Origin of the sequence: Enterococcus sp. DIV1083b (genome assembly GCF_051713705.1) — a bacterium.
Classification (GTDB): domain Bacteria; phylum Bacillota; class Bacilli; order Lactobacillales; family Enterococcaceae; genus Enterococcus_D; species Enterococcus_D casseliflavus.
The window spans coordinates 3411928-3434398 of the sequence record NZ_JBIOQJ010000001.1 but is presented as its reverse complement, the minus strand read 5'-3'; the positions used below and the strand labels follow the sequence as shown (position 1 = coordinate 3434398).

Annotated in this window: 14 protein-coding genes; 10 read left to right on the top strand and 4 right to left on the bottom strand. The window is 40.5% G+C overall.

The features are described from left to right. The first annotated feature begins 23 nt into the window (after positions 1 to 23). Positions 24 to 3674 carry a DNA-directed RNA polymerase subunit beta' gene (gene rpoC, locus IGI69_RS16205; protein WP_015510610.1) on the top strand — a complete coding sequence of 1217 codons (3651 nt, stop codon included), beginning with the start codon at positions 24 to 26 and terminating at the stop codon, positions 3672 to 3674. Positions 3675 to 3892: 218 nt separating this feature from the next. Here rpoC and IGI69_RS16200 read toward each other — a convergent pair whose 3' ends face one another. Then, a complete protein-coding gene (locus IGI69_RS16200; RefSeq protein ID WP_086338825.1) occupies positions 3893 to 5311 on the bottom strand; it encodes a helix-turn-helix domain-containing protein in 1419 nt (472 codons plus the stop codon). Between the two features lie 298 nt (positions 5312 to 5609). Here IGI69_RS16200 and IGI69_RS16195 point away from each other — a divergent pair, with 298 nt between their 5' ends. Together IGI69_RS16195 and IGI69_RS16190 are read left to right on the top strand one after the other, a co-directional pair. Beyond that, positions 5610 to 7016 carry an Ig-like domain-containing protein gene (locus tag IGI69_RS16195; RefSeq protein ID WP_438741433.1) on the top strand — a complete coding sequence of 469 codons (1407 nt, stop codon included), beginning with the start codon at positions 5610 to 5612 and terminating at the stop codon, positions 7014 to 7016. A 171-nt stretch (positions 7017 to 7187) separates the two neighbouring features. After that, complete coding sequence (locus IGI69_RS16190) at positions 7188 to 11804, top strand: Spy0128 family protein (RefSeq protein WP_438741431.1); 4617 nt, start codon at positions 7188 to 7190, stop codon at positions 11802 to 11804. An 81-nt stretch (positions 11805 to 11885) separates the two neighbouring features. Here the strand turns inward: IGI69_RS16190 and IGI69_RS16185 are convergent, their stop codons facing one another. After that, positions 11886 to 12557: a prepilin peptidase gene (locus IGI69_RS16185; protein ID WP_086338823.1), complete on the bottom strand. Its 672-nt coding sequence runs from the start codon at positions 12555 to 12557 to the stop codon at positions 11886 to 11888. A 125-nt stretch (positions 12558 to 12682) separates the two neighbouring features. Between IGI69_RS16185 and IGI69_RS16180 the strand changes: the two genes are divergently transcribed. Continuing rightward, a complete protein-coding gene (locus IGI69_RS16180; protein WP_005230382.1) occupies positions 12683 to 13171 on the top strand; it encodes a Dps family protein in 489 nt (162 codons plus the stop codon). 40 nt (positions 13172 to 13211) lie between these two features. Here IGI69_RS16180 and argH read toward each other — a convergent pair whose 3' ends face one another. Beyond that, the gene (gene argH, locus IGI69_RS16175; protein ID WP_086338822.1) at positions 13212 to 14591 is read right to left on the bottom strand and encodes an argininosuccinate lyase; all 1380 of its coding nucleotides are present in this window, start codon (positions 14589 to 14591) and stop codon (positions 13212 to 13214) included. Positions 14592 to 14645: 54 nt separating this feature from the next. Continuing rightward, positions 14646 to 15860, bottom strand: coding sequence for an argininosuccinate synthase (locus IGI69_RS16170; RefSeq protein ID WP_005233014.1), 1215 nt, complete (start codon positions 15858 to 15860; stop codon positions 14646 to 14648). A 406-nt stretch (positions 15861 to 16266) separates the two neighbouring features. On the opposite strand from IGI69_RS16170, the gene rplM reads away from it, so the two are divergent. The 6 genes from rplM to IGI69_RS16140 all read left to right on the top strand — a co-directional run bounded on the left by rplM (position 16267) and on the right by IGI69_RS16140 (position 22425). Further along, positions 16267 to 16713 carry a 50S ribosomal protein L13 gene (rplM, locus tag IGI69_RS16165; RefSeq protein WP_301280258.1) on the top strand — a complete coding sequence of 149 codons (447 nt, stop codon included), beginning with the start codon at positions 16267 to 16269 and terminating at the stop codon, positions 16711 to 16713. A 15-nt stretch (positions 16714 to 16728) separates the two neighbouring features. Then, positions 16729 to 17121, top strand: a complete 393-nt coding sequence (gene rpsI, locus IGI69_RS16160) for a 30S ribosomal protein S9 (RefSeq protein WP_003128901.1) — start codon at positions 16729 to 16731, stop codon at positions 17119 to 17121. 1273 nt (positions 17122 to 18394) lie between these two features. Continuing rightward, positions 18395 to 19015 (top strand): hypothetical protein, encoded by a 621-nt coding sequence (locus IGI69_RS16155; RefSeq protein WP_086338821.1) that lies wholly within the window; start codon positions 18395 to 18397, stop codon positions 19013 to 19015. After that, complete coding sequence (locus IGI69_RS16150; protein WP_086338820.1) at positions 19015 to 20217, top strand: hypothetical protein; 1203 nt, start codon at positions 19015 to 19017, stop codon at positions 20215 to 20217. Before IGI69_RS16155 ends, IGI69_RS16150 begins: the two co-directional genes overlap by 1 nt. Further along, positions 20204 to 20941: a TatD family hydrolase gene (locus tag IGI69_RS16145; protein WP_197525958.1), complete on the top strand. Its 738-nt coding sequence runs from the start codon at positions 20204 to 20206 to the stop codon at positions 20939 to 20941. Before IGI69_RS16150 ends, IGI69_RS16145 begins: the two co-directional genes overlap by 14 nt. Positions 20942 to 21126: 185 nt before the next feature. Further along, complete coding sequence (locus IGI69_RS16140; protein ID WP_086338819.1) at positions 21127 to 22425, top strand: hypothetical protein; 1299 nt, start codon at positions 21127 to 21129, stop codon at positions 22423 to 22425. Positions 22426 to 22471: the final 46 nt, after the last annotated feature.

Here is a 22471-nt window from a genome sequence, read left to right as displayed (position 1 = left end):
AAATGAAATGGAGGGAACCTTTTTTGATCGATGTAAATAAATTCGAAAGTATGCAAATCGGTTTGGCTTCTCCTGAAAAAATCAGAAGCTGGTCTTATGGTGAAGTAAAAAAACCAGAAACCATTAACTACCGTACGTTAAAACCTGAACGCGAAGGGTTGTTTGACGAGCGTATTTTCGGTCCAACCAAAGACTGGGAATGTGCTTGCGGCAAATACAAACGGATCCGCTATAAAGGCATCGTTTGTGACCGTTGCGGCGTGGAAGTAACACGTTCAAAAGTGCGTCGTGAACGCATGGGACACATTGAATTAGCAGCACCAGTATCACACATTTGGTACTTCAAAGGCATTCCTTCACGGATGGGTCTTGTCTTAGACATGAGCCCACGTGCATTGGAAGAAATCATCTACTTTGCTTCATACGTAGTGATTGAACCAGGAAACACCAGCCTTGAGAAAAAACAACTATTGACTGAACGGGAATACCGTGAAAAACGTGACCAATACGGTCAAGAATTTTCAGCAGCGATGGGTGCCGAAGCCATCAAACAATTATTAGATGGCGTTGATCTTGAAGGCGAAGTTGCTGAATTGAAAGAAGAATTGAAAAACGCAACTGGTCAAAAACGGACGCGTGCGATCCGCCGTTTGGATATCTTAGAAGCATTCCGTGCTTCAGGAAACAAACCAAGCTGGATGGTCATGGACGTTATCCCAGTTATCCCGCCTGATTTGCGCCCAATGGTGCAATTAGAAGGTGGACGTTTTGCCACAAGTGACTTGAACGACTTGTATCGTCGTGTAATCAACCGTAACAACCGTTTGAAACGCTTGTTAGACTTGAATGCACCAAACATCATCGTTCAAAATGAAAAACGGATGCTGCAAGAAGCAGTCGATGCCTTGATCGATAACGGTCGTCGCGGCCGTCCAGTCGCAGGGCCAGGGAACCGCCCATTGAAATCTCTTTCTCACATGTTGAAAGGGAAACAAGGTCGTTTCCGTCAAAACTTGCTAGGAAAACGGGTCGACTACTCAGGTCGTTCAGTTATCGTCGTTGGTCCATTCCTGAAAATGTACCAATGTGGTCTGCCAAAAGAAATGGCGATCGAATTGTTCAAACCATTCGTGATGCGTGAGCTTGTTTCTCGTGAAATCGCGTCAAACATCAAAAATGCCAAACGCAAAATCGAACGTCAAGAAGACGAAGTTTGGGATGTTTTAGAAGATGTTATCAAAGAACATCCAGTGCTATTGAACCGGGCACCTACGCTTCACAGATTAGGTATCCAAGCATTTGAACCAGTCTTAGTTGAAGGCCGTGCCATTCGTTTGCACCCACTTGTTTGTGAAGCCTACAATGCCGATTTCGATGGAGACCAAATGGCCGTTCACGTACCATTGAACGAAGAAGCGCAAGCAGAAGCACGTATGCTGATGTTAGCAGCCCAAAACATTTTGAATCCAAAAGACGGAAAACCAGTTGTAACACCATCTCAGGATATGGTCCTAGGGAACTACTACTTGACGATGGAAGAAGAAGGCCGTGAAGGGGAAGGCATGATCTTCCGTGACATGGACGAAGCAGTTACGGCATGGCGCAATGGCTACGTGCATTTACACACACGGATCGCCATCAATCCAAACACTTTAGGGGACAAACCATTCACGTCTGAACAAAAACAACGTTTGATGGTAACAACGGTAGGTAAAGTGATCTTCAACTCGATCATGCCGCCAGAATTCCCATTCTTGAACGAACCGACTGACTACAACTTGACGGTTCAAACACCAGACAAGTACTTTATTGAAGCTGGTACAGATGTGCCTGCCTTCATTAAAGAACAAGAGCTTGTGGGCCCATTCAAGAAGAAAAACTTAGGAAATATCATTTCAGAAGTCTTCAAACGTTTCCGCATCACTGAAACGTCACGCATGCTTGACCGCATGAAAGACTTAGGATACAGCCATTCAACAATGGCAGGTATCACCGTTGGTATCGCTGATATCATGAACTTGCACGAAAAACATGACATCATCGACAATGCCCACAAACAAGTAGAAACGATCACGAAACAATTCCGTCGTGGTTTGATTACCGATGACGAGCGTTATGAACGAGTTATTGGTGTTTGGAATGCAGCCAAAGATGAAATTCAGTTAAAACTGATGGAATCATTGGAAGCGAAAAACCCAATCTTCATGATGTCTGATTCCGGTGCCCGTGGTAACATCTCCAACTTTACTCAGCTTGCTGGGATGCGTGGATTGATGGCCGCGCCTAACGGACGAATCATGGAATTGCCGATCATCTCAAACTTCCGTGAAGGTCTATCTGTCTTGGAAATGTTTATCTCGACCCATGGTGCCCGTAAAGGGATGACCGATACCGCCTTGAAAACAGCCGATTCCGGTTACTTGACACGTCGTCTAGTTGACGTTGCCCAAGATGTCATCATCCGTGAAGACGATTGTGGCACTGACCGTGGTTTAGACATTCAAGCAATTCGCGAAGGAAACGAAATCATCGAATCCTTAGAAGAACGTTTGATTGGACGTTACACACGTAAATCAGTGATCCATCCTGAAACTGGCGAAGTCCTTCTAGGGGTCAATGAATTGATCACTGAAGATTTAGCTAAAGCCATCGTGGACGCTGGTATCGAAACAGTATCCATTCGCTCTGTCTTTACATGTAACACCAAACATGGTGTATGTAAACATTGTTATGGCCGCAACTTAGCCACTGGTTCTGAAGTTGAAGTTGGGGAAGCAGTCGGTACCATCGCTGCCCAATCAATCGGTGAACCTGGTACTCAGTTGACCATGCGTACTTTCCATACCGGCGGGGTTGCCGGAGACGATATCACGCAAGGTCTCCCTCGTGTCCAAGAAATCTTTGAAGCCCGTAATCCGAAAGGACAAGCGGTCATTACCGAAGTTACCGGAGAAGTCATCGATATCTCAGAAGACCCTTCAACTCGGACCAAAGAAGTGACCATCAAAGGGGAAACCGATACGCGTACGTATACCGTTCCTTATACTGCCCGGATGAAAGTAGCAGAAGGCGACTTTATCCATCGTGGTGCGCCATTGACGGAAGGATCGATCGATCCAAAACAACTGTTACAAGTTCGCGATGTCTTGTCTGTTGAAAACTACCTATTACGAGAAGTTCAACGCGTTTACCGGATGCAAGGGGTAGAAATCGGCGACAAACATATCGAAGTAATGGTTCGTCAAATGCTGCGTAAAGTCCGCGTCATGGATCCAGGTGATTCAGGCATCTTGCCAGGAACATTGTTGGATATCGCCGACTTTAAAGACCGCAACTACGACACATTGGTAGCCGGCGGCGTTCCTGCAACTAGCCGTCCAGTCCTATTAGGGATCACGAAAGCATCCTTGGAAACCAACAGCTTCTTGTCTGCTGCGTCCTTCCAAGAAACCACTCGTGTGTTGACCGATGCAGCGATCCGCGGCAAGAAAGATCCACTTCTTGGATTGAAAGAAAATGTTATCATCGGTAAGATCATCCCAGCTGGTACTGGTATGCCTCGTTACCGTGAAATGGAACCAAAAGAAGTAACAGTTGCCAGCGAAAATGTCTACAGCATCTCAGACATCGAAGCACAAATGGCTGCTGAAGACGCATTGAACAGCCAAAACTAATCAATGCCCAGCACCTGATTAACTCAGTGTGACGGAAAAGCTTGTCATTCTTCGGAATGGCAAGCTTTTTTTGTAGTTATATAGGATCAAATGTTGAACGCTCTTGGCATACTAAAAAGCCCCGCCAAAAGTGAAACGAAGCTTGTATCCTCAGAAGTTGCTCTAACTTCTGAAGGGATAGCACTTCAATAGCTCCTTTTGAGGGGCTTTTTTGTTTTTCATCGGTCTTCCTGCCGTTTTTGTAAATTGGCGATCCCTTTTTCCTGAATCTGCTGCGCAATAAAAGCCAAGTCATTTGAAGTCAGATTGATATCCGCATAATGAAACACATTTTTTCTGCTTGAAGGTGTCAGATTGCCGATGATCAGATCATAGGTCTCATCCAGCATAGTCAGTGAAAACGAGTCTAGAGGATTTAAAATCGTGATCGTTAGCTGATAGGGAATAAACTGTTGAATTTTCGTCTGGATAAATTCCGTATGGTAACTATTCGTATCATAGAACAAGGCTAAGTGAAAGTCAGCATTGGCGTCGATGATTTCTTTGGCAAAATTGGGAAAAGAAGTATGAAAAATATAAATCAGGTAATTGATCGTACTTGGTCGAATGATCGGTAAACTCGAATGGGTCAAAAGCTGAATGATGTCTTGGTTGACTGCTTGCTGAACAAAATCACAATTAGCAACAAAGCGGTCGAAGCGATCATCCAAAATGCAGTAAGGAACCTGCAGATTGATCCCAAGAAAATAGGAAAAGACGACGGCATCCAGCTTTTCTTCAAAATTGCTTTCACGGTAGTTGTATTTTCGAAACAATTGCTTCGTCAAATGATAAAATTCTTGTTTGGTTTTGTGAAAGACAGCGGGGTCTTGCCCAATGTGCGTCGTGACATAGCCAACCATTTTTTCTACATAGGCACGGGTGTAGCCAGTAAATTCACTCAAGTCGATTTTTTCTAAAAAATACTCGATATGATCCGCATTGGTTTCAGAGGCAGCAAAACGGTCACGCTTCGTATTGATATAGATGACAAAAGCGATCTTTTTGATATCGGAAAAATAGAGATTTAAGGGCGTCGCTGCTGCCATAATATGGGCGATTTTCAAAAATTCCTGTTCTTGATTGATGTTGGCGTCGATAAATTCATATTGGTATTTCTCCAAGAAGAAAATCAGAAAAAATTGGCGAATATTCTTTTCATTGCCTTTTAACTGGATAGGTTTGGTTGCGATAAAGAAATCAAAAGGAGCCAGAATCAAGTTGATCCTCTTAATTAAACGAATAATCGATGATTTGCTTAAATTTAATTCCAGCGCCAGCATATCATAACTGGTAAAACTGGAAGAAAACAATAATTCCAGTAATTGAAACGCAGAAGAACGGTTCAAAAAGTGGCTGTAAATATCCAAACGAGTAGCAAAGGGATGTAAGTGCAAGCGAACCGCTGAAAAATCATCAAATTGTAAGTCCAGAAACGAAAATTCATTGTCAATTTCTGCGATATAGGTTTTTGCTGAGGACATGGAGATAGAAAATTTCAGTGCTAAATCGTGAAGACTGGTGCCTTGATCGTCCAATAAATACTCAATCAGCTGTAGTTTCTTTTGTGAAGTGGATGATAACAATTTCCGTAACATATTTTCCTCCAAGCCTCCTTTTGACTAAATAGTATCATGTTTTTACATGTATTCAAAAAAATTACCTGTTGAATTTTTTTTGAATACATCACCACGTGATAATTTGGGAAAATAGAAGTGTGGGATAGTAGTAACACGTTTGATGCAAGTAGCAAAGACCTAAATCGTAGAATCATGGGGAGGGGGAAAAAAGCAGTTGTTTGTTGGGATATCTTGCTCACTGTTGAACAATTTTATTCGTGGAGCACTTCCGAAATCAATTGAATAAAAAAACTTTATACAAAAGGAATGAATAATCATGAAAAAGCCATTTTCTATCTATATATGTTTGCTGGTGTTGCTTGGTTCAATTGTTTGTGAACCAACGATCATATTGGCGGAAGCACTTAACGCAACCGATAGCACGCAACGGACGACAGAAACGCTAGCAAGTAGCGAAGCAGAGAGCGAAACGATCGATTCGGAAAAAGCACCGACGGACTCATCTGGGACAGAGGAAACACAACCTACGACTACTCAATCTACAGAAGCACCAACTACCGTCCCTAGCGAGAGTCAAGAAACCCAAGCATCTTCGACATTGAATCAAAACAGTATTCAACCGCGAGCACCAGATGCTGAGACGGAAACGGAAGCTTCGGCTACCGCGGAGAATCTTAGTGCCAACCTAAATGAACGGGGCGTGCAGCTATTTGATAATGTTCGGATCACTGACTTAAACGATCAACCCTTCACTGCCGAAAATCCACCGATGTATAACGGCAACATCAAAATCCATTTTGACTGGTCGTTAGCAGACACGGAAGAAATTCGCGCAGGCGATTATTATACGTATCAATTGCCAGACTATTTTGCCATTCATAATACCGTTAGCGGCGAATTGACTCGTTCTGGCGGACAATCGATCGGAACCTTTACCTTGGATCATGATGGTACATTGACCGTCACGTTTAATGAGGCCGCACAGACATTATCCAATCGTTCGGGGACCATTGATCTAATCACGGAATTAAGTGTGAGTACTGTTACTGAAGAAGTGACGATTCATACTGGGATCTACGATGAAGATGGTCATGAGATCATCATTACATTGCCGATTTATGAAGTCGATATCATTAAGACTGGTAATGTGACTTCCAGCGGTTCAGTGGTTTGGGAAATTATTTTTAACCAAACCAGTCGTGAATTGCACGATGTGGTGATCACCGATAAGATGCCTCAAGGCTTATCTTATAGTACCTCGACGGGCTACTTGTACGATGAAGCTACCAAGGAGTGGGTTCGTACCGATGGCTTATATACCTTTAACAGCGTCAACAACACGTTTACCTTCAATCAAACGGTTAATCAACCGGTTCGAATCGTGATCAATAGTGCAGTCACCGATCCAACGGCTTCTTCTTTCAAAAACACGGCAACAATCAACGGTAGCGATTTTACAGAAAAAACCGCAGAAGCAACGGTTACCTACGATGAACAATCAGAATACAAACGATTTAAAGGCTACGATCCAGAAACGAAACGAGCATCTTGGGAAATTTCCGTTACATTGGACAAAGATCAAGCCAGAGTTTTGGATCAGACCTACTCGGGAACAGATCCTGAAAAAGCCTTGCACTTTTTTGTTCCAGAAACTTTGGTGATCACTGACAAAGACGGTAATCCAATCCCTTCAGAGGACTGGTCCTTTGATGGGACAGAATAACAGAATAAAGAGGGGGAAATCGTACGCTTTGGCATCACGTTTGCCAAAGCTGGCTACTACAAGATTCAATACGATACCCAGCTGTATGAATCGGTTTTAGCCGATACCCGTATTTACAACTACGCTTCGGTCCGCGACAATCAAAATACCTCGTTGACGGGCAGTGGGATCGTGACGCCAACCAAAACGATCGGTGTCGTGAAAACAGCTGGCACCAAAGATTATGAGACGAAGACTGTCGCATGGAAGATTGATGCCAATACCAATCAGCAAACAGTTAGCGACCTGATCATCGAAGACCGCTATCAATTGATCTCTGGCGCAAACAGCAGCGCACTGGCCTTGTTGGCGGATACGCTGGTAGTGACGGCGAGCGGCGTGACCGAGCCTTTGGTTCTTGATACCGACTATACGCTGGAGCTGATCAAAGAAACGAAAACACTGACGGACGGCACAACGAAGGAACTTGAGACGGGTTTTCGCATCAAGCTGCAAGGGGCGTACCAAACGACTTCGGCAACGATCACTGTCAACTTCAAAACCAGCTTTGATATCGTGCAACAGGGTACGTTACCGGGCAGCTCTACCGGACGTTTTAGTAATGCAGCGTTTGTCCATTATAAAGACGAAGCTGGCAATACGTTCACGGAAGCTTCTGAAACCAATACATGGATGGACACCAGTTGGTTAAAAAATGCCTTGAAATACGGCCTATTTATTGGTGAAGGCGAAGATGTCGCCACCGCGATTAAAACCGTATTTAATCGAGACCTAGGAACTATTTTTGATGAGCAGACCGCTTCTAGCGATCAAGTCTATTGGATGGGGCTATTCAATACGTACAAAGAAAAAATCAACAAAGATGCAGTCATCACTGACCAGCTGCAAGAAGGCCAAACCTTGAAATACTTGGCGCTTTACACGGTCACAGTAACTGGGTATACGACGCAAGTCAGAGCGCTGAAAGAACAATTGGTGGAGAATGAGGATTACATCTACACCTATGATCCTGATACGAAGAAAGTTACGATCACCTTGCTGAAAGAAACGTCTGAAACACTGGCGGTCTTCTTGGCAACCGAAGCAGCTGAAGAGGTATTTACCTACAAAAATACCATCACATTGACGGACAATGACACAACCTTGACTGCCGATGGCCAAGTCGACAAGTCCGCAAAAACGGACTGGTTGATGAAAAACGGCAGCCAGAATGCCGACAACAATCGGTTGATCGATTGGGAAATCATGATCAACGCTGACAGTCGCAAAATCCACAATGCGGTAGTCACCGATACCATCAACTACAATCAGCACACCTTTTTACGCGATGCCAACGATGCCGTGATCGTAGACGTGTATGAAGCGGTCTTAAACAATGGCACGTGGGAAAAAGGAGAAAAAGTCACCTTCACCAACGAGGACAATCCGAAAATCACCTCGGATGTGGTAGCAGGTACGCAATCGTTAGTGATCGCTTTTGAAGAAATGATTGATAAACCGTACTTTATCGTTTATCAAACACAGCTTGATCCTGGGATTTTGAACAATGAACGGGTGGCCAATAGTGTCAATTTAACGGGTAGTGAGATCGAGATTCACACAGTGACCAAAGAAATCACCATCAAATCGACAGACGGCAGCGGAACCTCTTCTGGGACGAACGGCTCCTTGACGATCGTGAAATACGATGCCGATGGCACCAAAGAACGAGGGATCGATGAAGAAGCAGTTTTCCAATTAAGCCGCAAAAATGCGCAAAATACCTATGAAGTCATCTTGTCGAATCTGGTGGTCAAAAACAATCAAATCATGGAAAACGGCAACGCCATTGATCGGATCGATAATCTGCGTTACGGCGATTATATGATCCAAGAAATCACCGCACCAGAAGGATACGAACGAGATGCGACTCAGTACACCTTCACTATCTCTGATAAAGAAGTCAATTATGTCTTTGAGCTAGCCAACAAGCGAGAAATCAAAGAAACGACCCATGCTTTGAATGTCCAGAAGCTGCTTCATGGACGCGAGCTGAAAGACGGCGAATTTACTTTCTACCTGGTGGATGAAGCTGGCTCTGTGATTCTAACCCAAACCAATGACGGTAACGGTCAAGTCACCTTTGACGACATCACTTACAATGAGCCTGGCGAGTACCATTACACGATTCGGGAAAAAGCCGACAGCGATCCAACCATCACCTATACAGACAAAGAACTAAAGGTAACTGTGACAGTGACAGAAGAAGATAATCAGTTGATTGCGACAGCAGTCTATGAAGGCAATCAAGTCTTTGAAAATGACTATACACCAAAAGCTGGCAGTGTCGTTTTGAATGCTGAGAAAATTTTGACGGGTCGAAGCTTGCAGGCAGAAGAATTTGACTTTGAACTAGTTGATGAAGCAGGAACTGTGCTTCAGACAAAAGCCAATGATGCCACTGGCAAGATCTACTTTGACGCTCTTCCTTACGATAAAGCAGGTGAATACCGCTACACCATCCGTGAGAAAGCAGGAACTGACGACACCATCACCTACGATGAAAAAGAACTTGCAGTAGTTGTGACCGTCACCGATGAGGACGGGCAGTTGATTGCAGTAGCGGAATATGAAGGCAATCAAGTCTTAGAAAACAGCTATCAACCACAAGCAGGCAGTGTCGTACTAAGTGCCGAGAAAACCTTAACTGGTCGTACGTTACAGGCAAATGAATTTGATTTTGAACTAGTCGATGAAGCAGGCAACGTACTTCAGACAAAAGCCAATGATGCCACGGGCAAGATCTACTTTGACGCGCTCCCTTACGAGGAAACAGGTGAGTATCACTACACCATTCGTGAGAAAGCAGGAACTGACGGCACCATCACTTACGATGCAAAAGAACTTGCGGTAGTTGTGACCGTCACCGATGAAGACGGACAGCTCACGGCAGTTACCGAATACGAAGGCAATCAAGTCTTTGAAAATGACTATACGCCAAAAGCTGGCGGTGTGGTCTTGAATGTAGAGAAAGTGTTGACGGGACGCGCGTTAGAAGCCAACGAGTTTGCCTTTGAACTAGTCGATGAAGCAGGCGATGTAGTACAGACGAAAACCAATGATGCAACTGGCCAAATCTATTTCGATGAATTGACGTATGACGAAATCGGCGAATACCGCTATACGATTCGAGAAAAAGTTGGCGCAGATAGTACCATTACCTATGACACGAAAGAAATTGGCGTTGTTGTGAAAGTCACCGATGAAGACGGGCAACTGGTGGCAACAGCAACGTATGAGGGCAATCAAGTCTTTGAAAACGGCTATACGCCACAAGCAGGCAGTGTCGTACTAAGTGCCGAGAAAGTCTTGACCGGCCGCACCTTACAAGCAAATGAATTCGACTTTGAACTAGTGGATGAAGAAGGGAACGTTCTTCAAACAAAAGCCAATGATGTCACTGGCAAGATCTACTTTGATGCTCTTGCATATGACGAAGCGGGCGAATACCGCTATACTATCCGTGAACAAGCTGGCAGCGATGGTACGATCACGTATGATACAAAAGAGCTTGCAGTAGTTGTGACTGTGACGGATGGAGCTGGACAGCTCACGGCAGTTGCGGAATACGAAGGTAATCAAGTCTTTGAAAACAGCTATCAACCACAAGCAGGCAGTGTCGTACTAAGTGCCGAGAAAGTCTTAACTGGTCGTACGCTACAAGCAAATGAATTCGATTTTGAACTAGTGGATGAAGAAGGGAACGTTCTTCAAACAAAAGCCAATGACGCCACTGGCAAGATCTACTTTGACGCACTCCCTTATGAGGAAACAGGTGAGTACCACTATACCATCCGTGAGAAAGCAGGAATCGATGGCACGATTACGTACGATAGGAAAGAACTGGCGGTAGTTGTCACTGTAACGGATGAAGACGGACAGCTCACGGCAGTTGCGGAATACGAAGGCAATCAAGTCTTTGAAAACAGCTATCAACCACAAGCAGGCAGTGTCGTACTAAGTGCCGAGAAAGTCTTAACTGGTCGTACGCTACAAGCAAATGAATTCGATTTTGAACTAGTCAATGAAGACGGAACTGTTCTTCAAACAAAAGCCAACGACGCCACTGGCAAGATCTACTTCGATGCTCTTGCATATGACAAAGCAGGTGAGTATCACTACACCATTCGTGAGAAAACAGGAACTGACGGTACCATCACTTACGATACAAAAGAGCTTGCGGTAGTTGTGACCGTGACGGATGAAGCTGGACAGCTCACGGCAGTTGCGGAATACGAAGGCGATCAAGTCTTCGAAAACAGCTACCAACCACAAGCAGGCAGTGTCGTACTAAGTGCGAAGAAAGTCTTGACGGGTAGAAACTTGCAAGCCAACGAATTCGCATTTGAATTAGTGGATGAAGCTGGAAAGGTTCTGCAACCCCAACACAATGACGCAAACGGAACGATTACCTTTGATGCATTGACGTATGACGATGCTGGGGAACATCGTTACACGATTCGTGAAAAAGCTGGCAATGACGCCACGATCATCTATGATGAAACCACCTATCAAGTAACGGTCACCGTCAAAGAACAAGCAGGAAAATTAGTAGCTGAAGCGGAGCAAACGGCAGAGATGGTATTCAACAATCATGTCAAAGAAGGCAAAACACCGAAGCCGGGAACTGACAACTTACCGAAAACCAATGACACTACGACCGCTGGTTGGGTCGTCCTTGGACTGTTGTTAGTAGTGATCGCAGTAGGCATCTACCTTGATCGCAAAAAACGGACGCCGTTATCATAGGCAGGGGAAGCAACAGAGCAGAAAGAGAAAGCGGGATGAGGCCAACTTGTCCCGCTTTTTCCTGTCCCGTTTTTCTTCACTTCAAAGAAAAAAACCGTCAAAAGTATGAAACGCTAGAAAGCGAACAATCAGCAAACCCAGACTCAAGCAGGGGACGAAGGGCAACTGCGCCAATCGTTTCTTCCAGATGCCTTGATAGCTAAAAAAAGCGAGGAGACCGAGACTGCTGGCTACCAGTAAGAGGGCCAAAAGGGTCTTTGGCGCTAGCCAAGTGCCCCAGCCTGCCAGCACTAAGAGATCGCCGCCGCCCATTTTTTCCTGCCAGACAAAAAAGACCAGTGGAACCAGCAAGCCTAAAGACAGCCATTGAAAAGAAGCGCCGCTTCTAAACTGTGCCAGCGCTAGCAGTAGGTGGGCGGGGTACAGCAGTTGCGGGTAGACGCTATAGTCTATCAAGTCGGTCAAGCTGAGTAAAAAGGCACTGGTCAGCCAGACAAAAGCCAGGAAGCTTTCTGAATCATGAAAGGCAAGCCCGCAAAGTCCGCCATAGCATATGCAAGCGAAGACCCAATAAAGCGGGGGTGAAAGCCATCTTGTAGGAAGGAGAAGAAACCAATGGTTATCCGAAACTTTGTTCACTTTCTGGTAGTGAGAACGAGAATCACTTTTTGGCAGATTCCAAAACAGAGTATGTAAGAGCAAAAGCCAAAAGAAGCCGAGTAAAGCGCCTAAAAAAAACACGAAAATCGTCATTTTTCGTACCCCCTCATAAAGAAATACGTAAGAGAGTGAGAAATTTTCTCAAATAGATGATTTTGTTGTACTTTTTAATTGTTTCGTATTATCCTTAAAATAGATAATTTAGAGGAGGAATCGTTATGAAATTTGAACAAACAAAAGAAGTATTAAACCAACTTGTTGCTGATTTAAGCCAAATGGCTATGGTCGTTCACCAAACACACTGGTACATGCGTGGACCTGGCTTTTTGACATTGCATCCAATGATGGACGAATTCATGGATGATCTAAATGAGCAATTGGATGAAGTTTCTGAACGCTTGATTACATTAGACGGTTCACCATATTCAACTTTGCGTGAAATGGCAGAACACACTCAAATCCCTGATGAAGTGGGTAACTGGGACCGCACGATTCCAGAACGCTTAGCTACATTGGTGGAAGGCTACCGTTATTTAGCGGACTTATACCAAAAAGGGATCGAAGTATCTGGTGAAGAAGGCGACGATCCAACCCAAGATATCTTCATCGGCTTCAAAACAGCCATCGAAAAACGTATTTGGATGATCCAAGCGCACTTAGGCGAAGCGCCATTGATCGATCCAGCGAAATCTCGCGTACGTCATTAATCAACAAAAAACCAGCGAAGAATTTTCTTCGCTGGTTTTTTTACTTGCTTGTTAATAACGTTTTGGCGGCTTCAATTTGCTGTGCCACTTGATCAAAACCGGTGCCGCCATACGAATGACGATTTTTGACGGCGGTATAGGAGTCAAGCTTTTCAAAAATATCGCTGTCGATGGCAGGATGGATCGCTTGGTATTCTTCCAAGGAAACATCTTGCAGATAGATGCCTTTGCTCAAACACTCGCTGACAAGTTTGCCGACGATCTCATGGGCTTGTCTGAAAGGCACGCCTTTGCCAGCTAAGTAATCCGCTAATTCTGTTGCGTTGGAAAAATCCTTTTCAGTGGATTCTTGCATCCGTGCTTGATTGACCTTCATCGTTGCGATCATGCCCGTCATGATCTGCAAGCTTTTCGTGATGGTTTCGGCACTGTCAAACATGCCTTCTTTGTCTTCTTGGAAATCTTTGTTGTACGCCAGCGGCAAGCCCTTCATGACCGTCAAAAGACCAAAGAGGTTCCCATAGACACGTCCTGTTTTTCCACGGATCAGCTCCGCCATGTCAGGGTTTTTCTTTTGAGGCATGATGGAACTGCCAGTGGAGAAGGTATCGGTCAGTTCCACGAATTGGTACTCGTGGCTGCACCAAAGAATCAGCTCTTCACAAAAACGAGACAGATGCATCATCAATAAAGAGGCGTTGCTTAAAAATTCCAAGATAAAATCGCGATCGCTGACCGCATCTAGGCTGTTGCTGTAAATATTGCTGAACCCTAACTCTTGAGCGGTGAAGGCACGATCGATAGGGAAGGTAGTTCCTGCCAAAGCGGCACTGCCTAAAGGCATCACATCGATGCGGCTCAAACTCTCACTGAAACGCTCTTGGTCACGCGTCAGCATGCTGTAATAGGCTAAGAGGTGATGGGCAAATGAAATCGGCTGAGCATGCTGCAGATGGGTATAACCGGGCATGATGGTGTAGATGTTGGCTTCGGCTTGTAAAACCAGCGCTTCTCGCAATTCAGCGATCAAAGTGATCACGTCTTGCACGACTTCTTTCAAATACAAATGCATATCGGTCGCCACTTGGTCATTACGACTACGGGCAGTATGCAATTTGCCTGCCACTGGTCCAATCAATTCATGCAAGAATGTCTCGATGTTTAAATGGATGTCCTCATTTTCAATCGTGAAGGTCAATTCGCCAGCGGCTAATTGCTGCTGAATCGTGGTCAAGCCGCCAATGATCGCTTCGCCATCGGGTTGACTGATGATGCCCGTATGGACCAGCATTTTGACATGTGCCAAACTGCCAAGAATGTCTTGCTTTGCTAACTTTTGATCAAACGTGATGGAAGCCCCAAAAGCATCGATCCATGCTTCATTTTTTCCATCGAAACGTCCGCCCCATAATTTTGCCATATTCTCACCTCAAAAAAAGATTACGGCTGAAGCGGCAGCTTCAGCCGTGCATACTTAAATCAATGTTTCTGTTAGTTGCTGTTGTGCTTGGATCTCAGCGTGCACTTTGCTTGGCAGTCCCCATAATTTGATGAAGCCGATAGCCGCATGCTGATCAAAGGTATCTGCAGACGTGTACGTTGCTAAGTTTTCATCGTACAAGCTGTTTTCAGATTTCCGTCCTTCACAAATGACGTTGCCTTTGAACAATTTCAAACGCACGATTCCGTTGACGTAGACTTGCGTGCTTTTCAGGAAGGTAATCAATGCTTCCGTCAATGGATTGAACCATAGGCCGTCATAGATGACTTGGGCTAATTGCTGCTCAATGATTGGCTTGAAATGCGCCAATTCCCGCACGAAGACCAAATCTTCCAATTCTTTATGAGCCGTCATCAAAGCGATCGCTCCCGGACATTCATAAACTTCCCGTGATTTGATCCCCACCAGACGATTTTCGATATGGTCGATCCGACCAACGCCATGCTCGCCAGCCATCCGGTTTAGTTTCATGATCAATTCTGCTAGATTCATCGTTTCGCCATCAATGGCGGTCGGTACCCCTTGATCAAAAGTGATCTCAACGATCGTTGGTACGTCAGGAGTATCTTCTAATTCTTGCGTGATGGCGTAGGCCCCTTTTGGCGGCGTTGCCCAAGGATCTTCTAAGACGCCACACTCACAGGCACGTCCCCACAAGTTTTGGTCGATGGAATATGGATTATCCAAGTCAGCGGGAATCGGCACCCCTTTTTCAGCCGCATAGGCAATCTCTTCTTCCCGAGACCATTTCCATTCCCGAACCGGTGCGATGACTTTCAAGTGAGGCGCTAAAGCGGCGATCGCTACTTCAAACCGAACTTGGTCGTTGCCTTTACCGGTACAGCCGTGGGCGACGGTCGTTGCGCCAGTCGCTAATGCCAACTCCACCAATTTCTTGGCGATCAATGGACGAGACAAAGCGGAAACAAGAGGATAAGAATTTTCATAAAAAGTATTGCCTTGTAAAGCGATCAAAGCAAAATCTTGGGCGAATTCTTCGCGGGCATCGATGGCATAAGATTCAATCGCGCCAACTGCCAAAGCTTTGTCTTTAATGGATTGGGTATCGCGACCTTCACCGATATCTAGGCAGCAAGCCACTACATCATATCCTTGGTCCGTTAACCATTTAATTGAAACGGAGGTATCTAATCCTCCAGAATAGGCCAATATTACTTTTTCTTTCATACTTATTAACTCCTTTTCCGCGTGTTTTCAAGTGATTGAAGCTATCTTATCAGAATAAAAATAATAAATCAAGGGTAAAATTAAATATTTATACATAAAAGTGGTGATTATCAGGTTTTTATACTATTATTGGTGATTGAGGAAAAGAAGTGGATGCTCACTTCGTTAATGAAAGTTTATACATAATATTCATTTTGGTATTCAGTTTTAGAAGTCTGCAACAACAAGTTTCATTTTTCAGAGAAAATGGCAGAAAACGAATGGAGAAAATTTTCAAAAAGAGGCGGAATTACGTTGACATTAGGCTTTATAGAAGGTATTATGTTATATGGTATTGTTTGCCCCACAAGAGCCCCGGAAACTCAAGTGTATGTCAAACATTCGTGAAATTGAATTGGAGGAAAAAATTGTGCGTACAACATATATGGCCAAACCAGGCGAAGTAGAACGTAAATGGTACGTAGTAGATGCAACAGATGTTCCTATGGGTCGTCTTTCAGCAGTAGTAGCATCTGTCTTACGTGGTAAAAATAAACCAACATTCACACCTCATGTGGATACAGGCGATTTCGTAATCGTCATTAATGCAGAAAAAATCAAATTAACAGGTAACAAAGCAAGCGATAAAATTTATTACCGTCACTCAAACTTCCCAGGAGGATTGAAATCAGTCTCTGCTGGAGAATTACGTGCTAAAAATTCTCGTCGTTTGATCGAAACTTCTGTAAAAGGCATGCTTCCTAAAAACACTTTAGGCCGTAAACAAGGAATGAAACTTCATGTTTATGCTGGCGCTGAACACCCACATGCTGCACAACAACCAGAAGTATTGGACATTACAAACTTAATCTAATAGGAGGGAATTTCATTGGCACAAGCTCAATATATCGGCACTGGCCGTCGTAAAAATGCAGTAGCCCGCGTACGTTTAGTACCAGGTACTGGTAAAATTACTGTTAACAAAAAAGATGTTGAAGAATACATCCCACACGCAGACTTGCGTGAAGTAATCAACCAACCATTCGGTGTTACAGAAACTAAAGGTTCATACGATGTTTTTGTAAACGTAAATGGTGGTGGATACGCTGGACAATCAGGTGCAATCCGTCACGGTATCGCACGTGCATTGTTACAAGTTGATCCTGATTTCCGTTTAGCTCTTAAACGTGCTGGCTTACTTACTCGTGACGCACGTATGGTTGAACGTAAAAAACCAGGTCTTAAGAAAGCTCGTAAAGCTTCTCAATTTTCAAAACGTTAATATATTCTATATATCAACATTTCAAGACATTTTCCATTTATTTGGGAATGTCTTTTTTTTGTTTTGTGGTAACATATAGTATAAAAAATAGAAGGAAGTTAAACAAATGAGGTGAGTTCGTTTAATTTTGAAGAAATGGAAATTATGGATAACAGTGATTTCGAAAACTATTTAATACCTTTGGGACTTCCATCAGAAAATATACTAACTACAAAGTCGTAAAAGAATCAAATATCAGGCAGCTTTTAAACAATAATCCAAAGCATAAATCTCAAAATTCAAAAAATGCAATATAACTTTCGAAATTTAATTGGAAGATTTGTCTCAGCGTTAGATGACTTATGGAATGAGGTTGCTATTAATTTATATAACAAAAATAATAGTGTGTTGTATGAAAATTTTTTTGTGATTCAGCAGTAGGAGATAATTTAAGAGAAGATTATGTTGATATAAATGACTTAATTGATATTAAAGATAGAGTTTTATTAGATAATTGTTTAAAGATTGAGATAAAAACTGATATTGTTCATCAAAAATTAGTTCATATGTTGAATAAGAGGAATAATATTAGTAGCGCTCATCCAAACGATGGACAAATCAAACTTTTTGAATTATTTGGATGGCTTTAAACATGTACCGTGAAAGTAAGATAATTTCAAAAATGCTGACTTGGTTAACAAGTTCTTAAGAAAGCTCGTAAAGTTTCGCAGCTTTCAAAATGCCAATATAGCAACATTTTCAGACGCTTCGCAATTTAGTTTGGTAAATGCTTTTTTGAACTGACAAAAAGCATAATGATCTCAACCTGAAGACTATATGGTTAAGAGATAATTGTAGACAGTTTAGTGAATGACCAAAATATATGAGGAAATTATAGTTTGCATACGCAGTAAATCAATACTCCAAGAAGTCTGGGAAAATATAAATGAGTCAGACCTCAATTATATGAAAATTCACGCTGAATGGTGTTACATATAAAGTAAAGATGGGGTAAAAATGCATCAAGAACTGTAATACTGATCCAAACAAGTTTACTATACCAAAACGCATATTCACGTTAAATTCATATATTCGTAATATATACTTATAGAGTTATTTCGCTAGGATAAGTAGAAAATGGAATAAGACAATACTATATATAAATATATATATAAATGATTGAAGTATTATTTTTAACAAAACTTGATTTTTAGGTTATAAGAAATGCCATAACCTTGTATAATTGGTTAAAAGGAAAGCTATTTTCTATACTAAATAAGAACGGAGTGATTTCATGGGAACAAACAAAGCTAGAGTTGATAAATCTATTAGAAAAATTCTCGCAGGAAAGTCTATTGACGAGGCCAAATCGAGTTTGCCACAAATAACTAGTACGATAAAAAGTAATTTTATTGGCAAAGAAGTTTCTGAAGAAACTTATCAGAGTATTGTAGGTGTTGTAGGTGGAAAGCTTTCAAAACTTTATGCATTGGAAGAAGATGAGTGTGAAGAAATAGCACATAATTTGTTAAAAAGAGAACAATGGATAAACGAGGTAATGGAGCTTGTTGAAGATAATCTGAATGTGGAAATGTCTGAAATATTACTAAAATCATTGCGAATAGCTTTAGCAGAAACTATTAATGAAGAAAAAGATGAAAGGTATTTTATAGAGAAATTGTTATACCGAATTGTGTTCCTGTCATTAGAAAATACAATGCAAGGAGCATTAGAAGGTTTAGATGAAGGATTAACTATCCCGCAAATTAGAAAGGAATTCATTGAACCTCTTGCTGATAAGTTATTTGAAGATGATGTGAGAGAAAATATTTCGAACTTGATTGATGGTAAAATAACGTTGGCTACAGTAAATGAACAGATTGCTGATAAACTTAAAAATTTTGGTGGATTCTAATGGAAACAAATTCTTACTTTCAAGATTTTATTGATGAAGCTACAGATTACTATTATATGAGTGAACATGAACGATGTAATGCCTGTGACATAGTTAACGTAATGCTTGCAGCTTTTGATGGAGATATTTCTACAGGTGGAGATTCAAATAATAAAGCCCCTAGAAAAATAGCTGTTTCAGCAAAAGTATATAATATTGAAAGATGGGAAAGTTCAAAGGATCAATTGATTGAACTTCTTAATTGGGTATCTGGAGATCTGTTTAATGTGATGTTTGAAAAAAACACAAAAATATTTAATATTTTACCATTAGAAATTCCTAGTTCTCAAAAAAAGTGTATAACTCTTTTTTCAGGAGGACTAGATTCTCTAGCAGGAGCATATCATAATTTTTCAAGTAATATTCTAAGTGATTACGTGGGATACGTCAATAAGTCAGAAGAGCAAACACACCAAGTATTATTACAATCTTTTTATAATAAGATTTTTTCTGTCCACGGAAGTGAGATTGATATTAGGAATAAATATCAAAAAGCAAAAACATTTCACTTTCAGTCTACACGATCTTTATTGTATCTTTCATTAGCGATATCGAAAGCAATATCTAACTCTACAAGAGAGATTAGAATGTATGAGAATGGCATCCTATCTTTGAATCCAGAATTTGGAAGATTTACTACAAAAACCACTCATCCTAAAACAATATTTCTTTACAATGAACTTCTTACTGCTCTTGGCTATGATATTCGAATTTTAAACAAGTTTGAGTATAAAACTAAAGGAGAAGTTATTGCAAATATGAATTTTGAATTTAAATCACAAATAAAAAATACTTTTACATGTGGTAAAAGCAGAGCTGGAAGACATTACAAACATAAAGGGCAATGTGGTACTTGTATTCCATGTATACTTAGAAAAATATCTTTAGCTTCGCATGATAATGAGACTTTTGATACTGAATATTTTGTTGGGTATGAAAATATCACTTCTGCGCCAAAGAATTATTTGAAAGATTACAATAACAATGTGGGATATTTTGAAGCATATGTCGAAGCTATTAAAAATGATACAATCTTTGGTGAAATATCTAACAATAAACCGAAATTTCATGAGGATGAAAGTTACTTACAAAAACAAAAAATAATGTTTGATAAATTTGTCTCTGAATACGAAAGGTTTATTGAAAAATATGGGATATATTGATTTGCATGTTCACATTGATTTTTATTCAAAACCATTAGAGTTAGCTAAAGAGTATGAAGAATTGAAGATATACGCTATTTTTGTCACTTACTTGCCGGAAATATTTTTGAAAACTCGATATGAATATGAGAACTATAAGTATGTACGAATGGCATTAGGGTTTCATCCAGATATGGTAGGAGAGTATATTTTTAGTAGGAATGAGTTTGAAAAAGGATTGAAGTATACTAGATATATTGGAGAAGTAGGACTTGATTTTTCTGGATCAAATCAACGATTAAAAAAAGAGCAAGTTGAAATATTTCAACAAATAACTAATCCTAAGTACAACAAAGGTAATATTTATTCAATTCATTCTAGAAAAGCAGAAGTGGAAGTTCTTGAGATACTCAAAAAAAATAATGTGAGAAATGCAATTTTTCATTGGTATACTGGTGGAAAAAAAACGTTGAAAGATATTGCTGAATCGGGTTATTTTTTTTCTGTAAATCATAAAATGCTTTCTTCAAAGAATGGGTTGGAAATCATTCAAAGCATTCCTAAATCACAACTATTGTTTGAAACGGATGGACCATTTGCAAGAAAGGATAAAAAGATTGTTTATCCCCGAGACTTAAAAGAAATTTATGATGATTTTGAGAAGGTAATCCCAGGTTTTGAAAAGATAGTTTTTTCTAATTTTAAAAGGCTGTTATTTCAGAAAGATATTGATCGAATTAACTAAGTCAAAAATTTAAGTATAGTGAAACTTTAGAGTGTTGATTTAAAGTTATTTATTGATAATAAATATTTCATGTTGAACATATTGTAAAAAACAATATATAGGTTTGTGTAATTATAAAATGGAAAAATTCATTTAAAGGAATTGCCAAGATATTTTTTTCTGAGGAAATTTAAGGAGGGAAACTGATGAATTATATAGAATTTAGAGATTATTTTTGTGAGTTCTTTAGATTTGATATAGTGGAAAAAGGAAATGAGACATATTTTACAATACCAAGATTTTCTGATGCTAAGAATTGGTTCTCTGAAAAAAATATGAGAGAAATATATGATAAATTAGAAAATTTTTCTTTTGATCAGGCGACTATGTATAATAGTAAATATATGGAAGTGATCCTAGAGAATGATTCACGTAATTCTTTATTATTCAATTTCAGAAATGATCAAGATGATGAATGTCTAAAATTGAATGATGACCAAAATGGGATTTTATACGAGATATCTACCATTTCTCCCGAATTACTAGTATATCTGATAAAAAGAACTATTGAGAAAATCTTTTTAAAAAAAAGCAAAAAAAAAATGGATTCTCGTTTTTTCAATAGTTTAAGATATATGAGCATACATTCTTCTTATAGCGAAAGAAATAGTGAAGAATTTGAAAATTTATCAATAATTGATTTTCTTTTTAAATCTTTAAGAGGGAGATTTGTTTCGCTCAAAATTGCTTCTGATAAAAATAAATCTTTTGAGTCTTTTGTTAATTTAAAAAATGGTTATATCTTCAATACGATGTATTCAACAGATAAAGCATTGAATGACTGTGTAGAATTTGACTTAGTTCTCTTTTATTCTAGGACAAAAATTGATAGGACAATACAACAATTAGAAGTTGCCCCACTGAAAACATACAATGGGGATATTATTAATTATTATAAAAAAGCTATGTCATCAATAGATCCATATATTCAATATATTTCTTTTTACCATGTTCTAGAGTATTTTTATGATGAAACTTATTTTCGATATCTTGTAAAAGACATGAGAGAGAAAATAACACATCCTGATTTTTCCTACAAGAGTGATGAAGAATTACTTAAACTTGCTAAATTCGCACAGAACAGGCTACGTCAATTTGGTGAAGATGGTCAGGGAAATGAATTAGAATCTTTGAAATATGTATTAAAAGAATTTATAGATATTTCAGATTTAAAGAATAAATTAAGTGTGGACGATGTTAATTACTATTCATGCAGTAAAGTAACATTTTCTGATGGTCCTGTAGTAACTTTTGAAAATGAGAACGGATTTGGACCTATTGCAAAACGAATATACTTTACTAGAAATTCTTTAGTTCATAGTAAAAGTGGAAAAAAAGATTTGACATATCATCCTTATAATCATGAGGTGATATTGAAAAAAGAAGTTCCATTAATAAAAAAAATAGCAGAGATGACTATCATAAATTCTGCTAGTTTGATTTAAAAATAAACAACTATTTAAAAGATTTTATAGAAAAAGCTGCTCAAAC